A 5,960-nucleotide genomic window follows, 5' to 3' on the forward strand; every position below is an offset into this window, starting at 1 on the left:
GGGAGCAGACCCTAGGCGTCCTTCTGCTTGGTGCCGAAGATCTTGTCGCCGGCATCACCCAGCCCGGGAATGATATAGCCGTGCTCGTTGAGACGCTGGTCGATGGAGGCGGTGAAGATGGTGACGTCCGGGTGCGCGTCATGCACCGCCTTGATGCCCTCGGGCGCGGCCACCAGGACCATGGCGCGGATCTCCTTGCAGCCGGCTTTCTTCAACAGGTCGATGGTGGCGACCATGGAGCCGCCGGTGGCCAACATCGGGTCGATAATCAGCGCCAGGCGCTCGTCGATTTCCGGCACCAGCTTTTCCAGGTAGGTATGCGCTTCCAGGGTTTGCTCGTTGCGTGCCACGCCCACGGCGCTGACCTTGGCCCCGGGAATCAGGCTGAGTACGCCGTCGAGCATGCCGATGCCGGCGCGCAGAATCGGCACCACGGTGATCTTCTTGCCGGAGATCTTCTCCACCTGCACGCTGCCTGCCCAACCCTCGACCTCGTAGCTTTCCAGGGGCAGATCCTGGGTCGCTTCGTAGGTCAGCAGGGCGCCCACTTCCTGGGCCAGCTCGCGGAAATTCTTCGTGCTGATATCGGCGCGGCGCATCAGGCCGAGCTTGTGGCGGATCAGCGGGTGGCGGATCTCGAGTATGGGCATGGGCGGGTTCTCCGGCGGGTCGGGCGAAAATTGCCTTAGAGTAAAGCATTGGCCAGGCCAATGGCTGCGCGAGGCGTGGCTGAAACCGGTCATTGGCGGCTAAATTGCGCCTATTGCCGACAATTGACGCAGTTGGTCCGCCGGGGCTTGCTCTGTTCCGAGCAGATGCGTACCTTTGCCGGCTTTTATTTTGACGCATTGGTCAGCTTATCTGGGCAGTGCAGACCTACCCTAGAAGAGGAAACAGCATGTCCGCCGATCTCGCGCATATCCGCCAAGTCATGGCCGAAGCCGATTGCCTGTATAGCGAGGCCGAAGTGGAAGCGGCCATCGGTCAAGTCGCCACGGCGATCAACGGCGAGTTGGCCGAACGCAATCCCGTGGTGTTCTGCGTGATGAATGGCGGCCTGATCTTCTCCGGCAAGCTGCTGCCCAAGCTCGACTTCCCCCTGGAACTGTCCTACCTGCACGCCACCCGCTACCGCAACGAAACCAGCGGCGGCGAGCTGTTCTGGAAGGCCAAGCCGGAGATCTCCTTTATCGACCGCGATGTGCTGATCATCGACGACATCCTCGACGAAGGGCACACCCTGGGCGCTATCATCGACTTCTGCCGCCACGCCGGCGCCCGCGCCGTGCACACCGCGGTGCTGATCGACAAGGACCACCAGCGCAAGGCGCGCCCGGACCTGAAAGCCGATTTCGTCGGCCTGCCGTGCATCGACCGCTATATCTTCGGTTACGGCATGGACTACAAGGGCTACTGGCGCAATGCGCCGGGCATCTATGCGGTCAAGGGCCTGTAAGTCTTATAGGCGGGGCGCGCTATCTCAATCACAGCCTCTTCGCTTGGGCGATTGAGATAGCGGCGACCAATCCGCTCCAGCTCCAGCCCTGTAGCCCGGATGCAATCCGGGAGCGGTTTGTGCGGCTATACAAATTTCCCGGATTGCATCCGGGCTACGAGAGCGACACTCTGCGCCGAGCCTTCATTCTCCATCGCCCTTTGGGTTAAGCCAGCGCAGCGCCTTTTCCCGGGCCTGAGCCAGGTCCTGCACATAGACCAATTGGCCTTCGCTGCGCTGAATGCCGGCGCGGCGCAGTTGCAGGCGCACATGGGGCGTCGGCCCGCTGAGGATCAGGGCCACCTGTTGCTCGCGGTAATCGCGCAGCACGTTGTCCAGCGCCGCCAGGGCGGTCATGTCCAGCAGCGGCACGGCGCTGATATCCACTATCACCACCCGCACTCCCGGGGTAAAGCGCCGCAGCACGCTGAGGGCCTTTTCCGCCGCGCCGAAGAACAGCGGGCCGCGGATGGCGTAGGCCAGCACATGCTCGGGCAAGTCGTGCAGCGCCTGGTGGAAATGCTTGGGCAGCGCCTCGGTGTCGGTCAGGTCGCTCATGCGCTTGATAAACAGCCCGGCGGCCAGCAGCAGGCCGACGCCCACCGCCAGCACCATATCGAACAGCACGGTAAGGCTCAGGCAGGTCAGCAGCACCAGCACATCGCTGCGCGGGGCGATGCGCAGGGTATGGCGCACATGGCGCGCCTCGCTCATATTCCACGCCACCAGCAACAGCAAGGCGGCCAGCGCGGCCATCGGCAGGTAGCTGAACAGCGGCGCGAGAAACAGGATGGCAACCAGCACCACGCCCGAGTGAATGACCGCCGCCAGCGGCGAGAAGGCTCCGGCGCGCACATTGGCGGCGCTGCGGGCGATGGCCGCGGTGGCGGTGATGCCGCCGAACAAGGGCGCGATCAGGTTGCCGACGCCCTGGCCGATCAGCTCGCCATTGGGGTCGTGTTTGCTGCCGGTCATACCATCGGCCACCACCGCGCAGAGCAGCGATTCGATGGCGCCGAGCATGGCGATGGCGAAAGCCGGCGCGAGCAGCTGGCGGAACAGTTCGAAGCTGATTGGCAGCGGCTGGCCATCGGCGCCGGGCAGTAGCCAGGGCCAGTTGAAGCTCGGCAGAAAGGGCGGGATGCCCGGATGCGTGACGCCATCCAGGCTGTAGCTAAAGCGCTCGCCGATGGTCGCCACCGCGATGCCATTGGCTTCCAGCAGCACCCCGAGCAGGGCGCCGAGGCACAGCGCCACCAGATGGCCGGGTACCTTGGGTACCCAGCGCGGCCAGATCAGCAGCACCGCCAGACACACCAGCGCCACCAGGCTGTCGCCCAGTTGCAGGCTGGGCAGGGCGTGCAACAGGGCGTTGAGTTGCTCGATATAGTTGTTCGGCTGCGTGGCCAGGCTCAGGCCCAGCAAGTCCTTGAACTGCAGGGTGGCGATCACTATGCCGATGCCGGCGGTAAAGCCCAGGGTCACCGGGTAGGGGATAAATTCGATCAGCCGGCCGGCGCGCAGCAGCCCCAGAATGATCAGGATCAGCCCGGCCAGCAGGGTGCACAGCAGCAGGCCGCCGAGGCCGAATTGCTGGGTGATCGGCAGCAGTATCACCACGAAGGCGGCGGTCGGTCCGGAGACATTGAAGCGCGAACCGCCGCACAGGGCGATCAGGCTGCCGGCCACCAGCACGGTATACAGCCCGTGCTGCGGGGCCGCCCCCACGGCTATCGCCAGGGCCATGGCCAAGGGGATGGCGATAATGCCGACGGTAACGCCCGCGCTCAGATCGCCGCGCAGGCTCTTCCAGGAATAGCCCGCACGCAGGCTTTGCCGCCAGGCGGCGAACAGCGGTGGCAAGGGTAGCGACATAAATGGCTCCGCGTTGGATAGCCGCAGTATAGAGGCTGAGCTGCCGACTCTGCGTTGACCTAAGAACCTGTTTACTATCTGCTGCGCGTCGGCCATCCGGCGTTAAAAACAGCCTCGGAATGCTCATTTACAGCTCGTAAACTGCGCTTCCTCGGCTGTTTTTGCCTTGTCTGGCTCTAGCTCGCAAGATCGTAAACAGGTTCTAAGTCGGCTGTCGCGCACTTGCTAGCATGGGCAAGCCAGTGCGGCTTAGCGCCGATGCGTTGAGCCGCGGGCCGCGCCGGGGGTAAACTGCCGCCCCCCGAGGCCCGGTATGCTGGAGTTGATGATGCGTAAAGACAAGAAACAGGTGATTGGCGAAGAGATCAGTGACGAGTCGATCAAGCTGTTCCTCGCGGTGGAGCCGGCCGATGCCACGCCGCCGTCGCTGCACAAGCTGGTCAAGGCCTACCGTGGCCTGCGCATCGACGATTTCGAGCGTTTTGTCAGCTTCTTCGTCGCCGCCGGTTACGACCTCAATGCCAAGGACGCCCAGGGCCACGACTTTATCGCCCTGATCCAGGATCAGCGTTTTGCCGACGCCTATATCGACATAATCAAAGCCGCTCGCGGCTGAGAACCTGTCCAAAGTCTGCTGCGCGTCGGCCCTGCTGCGTTAAAAGCAGGCTCGGAAGCCGCTTGCGGCTAACGCGCTTTAGCGCGACCCGAAGGGCGAGTGGAACGAGTAATGCTCATTTACAGCAGTAAACTCCGCTTGATTCGCTGCGCTCACCCTACGGGCCAGCCGTTGGCTGTTACTACGCTGCGCTGCGTTTCTCGCCTGCTTTGACCAGCCAGAGGCTGTTACTAACGTAGCGCCTTGCATGGCTCTAGCTCGCGAGATTTTGAACAGGTTCTATACCTCCCCCGATTGAGCCACGAGTTGATCGCTGCTCAATCCACTTGAACAAATCTTCTCTGCTTCTCGCTGCTAATCACGCAAATCAATAGTGCTGGGCGAGCGAGACGACCGGTCATATTCTGCCCGGCATGAACTCCAGTATCCGACTCGACAAGCGTGACCTGATCCTCGCCAAAGGCGCCGAGGTGATGACCCGTCGCGGTTATCACGGCGCCGGCGTGCAGGAGATAGTCCAGGCCGCCGGGGTGCCCAAGGGCTCCTTCTACCACTACTTCGCCAGCAAGGAAGACTTTGCCCTGCAGGCGCTGCAGCAGGTCTACCAGCCGCGTTTGCAGCGTTATGCCCAGGCCATGGCCGATCCGCTGCTCAGCCCGCGCCAGCGCATCCTGGGCTACTACGGCGAACTGGTGGAGCACTTCGCCCGCCAGGAGCGCCTGGAATACCACTGCTTTATCGGCAGCCTGAGTTTCGAGATGGCCGAACTGTCGCCGACCCTGGGTGCCGAGGTGGATGCCATCCTGCAGCGCTCGGCGGACATTCTTCAGGGTTGCCTCGAGCAGGCCCAGGCCGCCGGTGAACTGGCCGCCCATGAGGATTGCCGCAACCTGGCGAGCTTTATCAGCAATGCCTGGCAGGGCGCGCTGACCCGCTTGAAAGTGTCGAGCAATACCCGCGTGCTAGAAGACTTTATCCACCGTTTGCAGCTGCTGTTGCAGGCCTGATTTTTTAAGAACTGTAGAGCCCGTTCAAAGGTTCGCGAGCTAGAGGAATAATGATGACCGATCCAGTAAAAGCGCTGTTTCAACCCTTCAGCCTGGGCGCGCTGGAGTTGCCGACCCGTGTGGTGATGGCGCCCATGACCCGTTCCTTCTCGCCGGGCGGCGTGCCCAACAGCAAGGTCGTCGAGTACTACCGGCGCCGCGCCGCGGGCGGGGTTGGCTTGATCGTCACCGAAGGCACCACTGTGGGCCACAAGGCCGCCAACGGTTACCCGAACGTGCCGCGTTTCTACGGTGAAGACGCCCTGGCCGGCTGGCAGAAAGTGGTCGAGGCGGTGCACGCCGCAGGCGGCAAGATAGTTCCGCAGCTGTGGCACGTGGGCAATGTGCGCAAGCTGGGCACCGAGCCGGACGCCAGCGTGCCGGGCTATGGCCCGAGCGAAAAAGTTAAGGAAGGCCATGTCGTGGTGCACGGCATGACCCAGGACGATATTCAGGAGGTCATCGCCGCCTTCGCCCAGGCCGCCAAGGATGCCCAGCGCATTGGCATGGACGGCGTGGAGATCCACGGTGCCCACGGTTACCTGGTCGACCAGTTCTTCTGGGCCGGCAGCAACCAGCGCAGCGACGAATACGGCGGCGATCTGGCCCAGCGTTCGCGCTTCGCCATCGAGCTGATCCAGGCCGTGCGCGCCGCGGTCGGCCCGGACTTCCCGATCATCTTCCGCTTCTCGCAGTGGAAGCAGCAGGACTACAGCGCGCGTCTGGTGGAAACCCCGGAGGCCCTGGAAGCCTTTTTGAAGCCGCTGAGCGACGCCGGCGTGGATATCTTCCACTGCTCGACCCGCCGCTTCTGGGAGCCGGAGTTCGAGGGTTCCGAGCTGAACCTGGCCGGCTGGACGCGCAAACTGACCGGCAAGCCAACCATCACAGTCGGCAGCGTCGGCCTGGATGGCGAGTTTCTGCAGTT

General features: G+C 63.2%; 6 protein-coding genes. 4 read left to right on the forward strand and 2 right to left on the reverse strand.

Annotated features, from left to right (window positions below):
* Window positions 1-11 precede the first annotated feature (11 nt).
* Window positions 12-650 carry a uracil phosphoribosyltransferase gene (gene upp, locus Q8Q83_RS07635; protein WP_305622554.1) on the reverse strand — a complete coding sequence of 213 codons (639 nt, stop codon included), beginning with the start codon at window positions 648-650 and terminating at the stop codon, window positions 12-14.
* A gap of 248 nt (window positions 651-898) precedes the next feature.
* Between upp and Q8Q83_RS07640 the strand changes: the two genes are divergently transcribed.
* Window positions 899-1,456 (forward strand): hypoxanthine-guanine phosphoribosyltransferase, encoded by a 558-nt coding sequence (locus tag Q8Q83_RS07640; RefSeq protein ID WP_305622556.1) that lies wholly within the window; start codon window positions 899-901, stop codon window positions 1,454-1,456.
* A gap of 183 nt (window positions 1,457-1,639) precedes the next feature.
* Here the strand turns inward: Q8Q83_RS07640 and dauA are convergent, their stop codons facing one another.
* Window positions 1,640-3,370 carry a C4-dicarboxylic acid transporter DauA gene (gene dauA / locus Q8Q83_RS07645; RefSeq protein ID WP_305622557.1) on the reverse strand — a complete coding sequence of 577 codons (1,731 nt, stop codon included), beginning with the start codon at window positions 3,368-3,370 and terminating at the stop codon, window positions 1,640-1,642.
* 328 nt (window positions 3,371-3,698) lie between these two features.
* On the opposite strand from dauA, the gene Q8Q83_RS07650 reads away from it, so the two are divergent.
* The 3 genes from Q8Q83_RS07650 to Q8Q83_RS07660 all read left to right on the forward strand — a co-directional run.
* A complete protein-coding gene (locus Q8Q83_RS07650; RefSeq protein ID WP_305622558.1) occupies window positions 3,699-3,986 on the forward strand; it encodes a PA4642 family protein in 288 nt (95 codons plus the stop codon).
* A gap of 413 nt (window positions 3,987-4,399) precedes the next feature.
* Window positions 4,400-4,993: a TetR/AcrR family transcriptional regulator gene (locus tag Q8Q83_RS07655; protein ID WP_305622560.1), complete on the forward strand. Its 594-nt coding sequence runs from the start codon at window positions 4,400-4,402 to the stop codon at window positions 4,991-4,993.
* 53 nt (window positions 4,994-5,046) lie between these two features.
* Window positions 5,047-5,960: NADH:flavin oxidoreductase (locus tag Q8Q83_RS07660; RefSeq protein WP_305622562.1), on the forward strand; the 914-nt coding region annotated here is incomplete at its 3' end.

Origin of the sequence: Pseudomonas sp. (assembly GCF_030696055.1) — a bacterium.
Lineage (GTDB): Bacteria > Pseudomonadota > Gammaproteobacteria > Pseudomonadales > Pseudomonadaceae > Aquipseudomonas.

What these genes read in the sequence shown, in the direction of transcription:
- upp (WP_305622554.1), bottom strand. Translation starts at nt 650, where the DNA reads ATGCCCATACTCGAGATCCGCCACCCGCTGATCCGCCACAAGCTCGGC.
- Q8Q83_RS07640 (WP_305622556.1), top strand. Translation starts at nt 899, where the DNA reads ATGTCCGCCGATCTCGCGCATATCCGCCAAGTCATGGCCGAAGCCGAT.
- dauA (WP_305622557.1), bottom strand. Translation starts at nt 3,370, where the DNA reads ATGTCGCTACCCTTGCCACCGCTGTTCGCCGCCTGGCGGCAAAGCCTG.
- Q8Q83_RS07650 (WP_305622558.1), top strand. Translation starts at nt 3,699, where the DNA reads ATGCGTAAAGACAAGAAACAGGTGATTGGCGAAGAGATCAGTGACGAG.
- Q8Q83_RS07655 (WP_305622560.1), top strand. Translation starts at nt 4,400, where the DNA reads ATGAACTCCAGTATCCGACTCGACAAGCGTGACCTGATCCTCGCCAAA.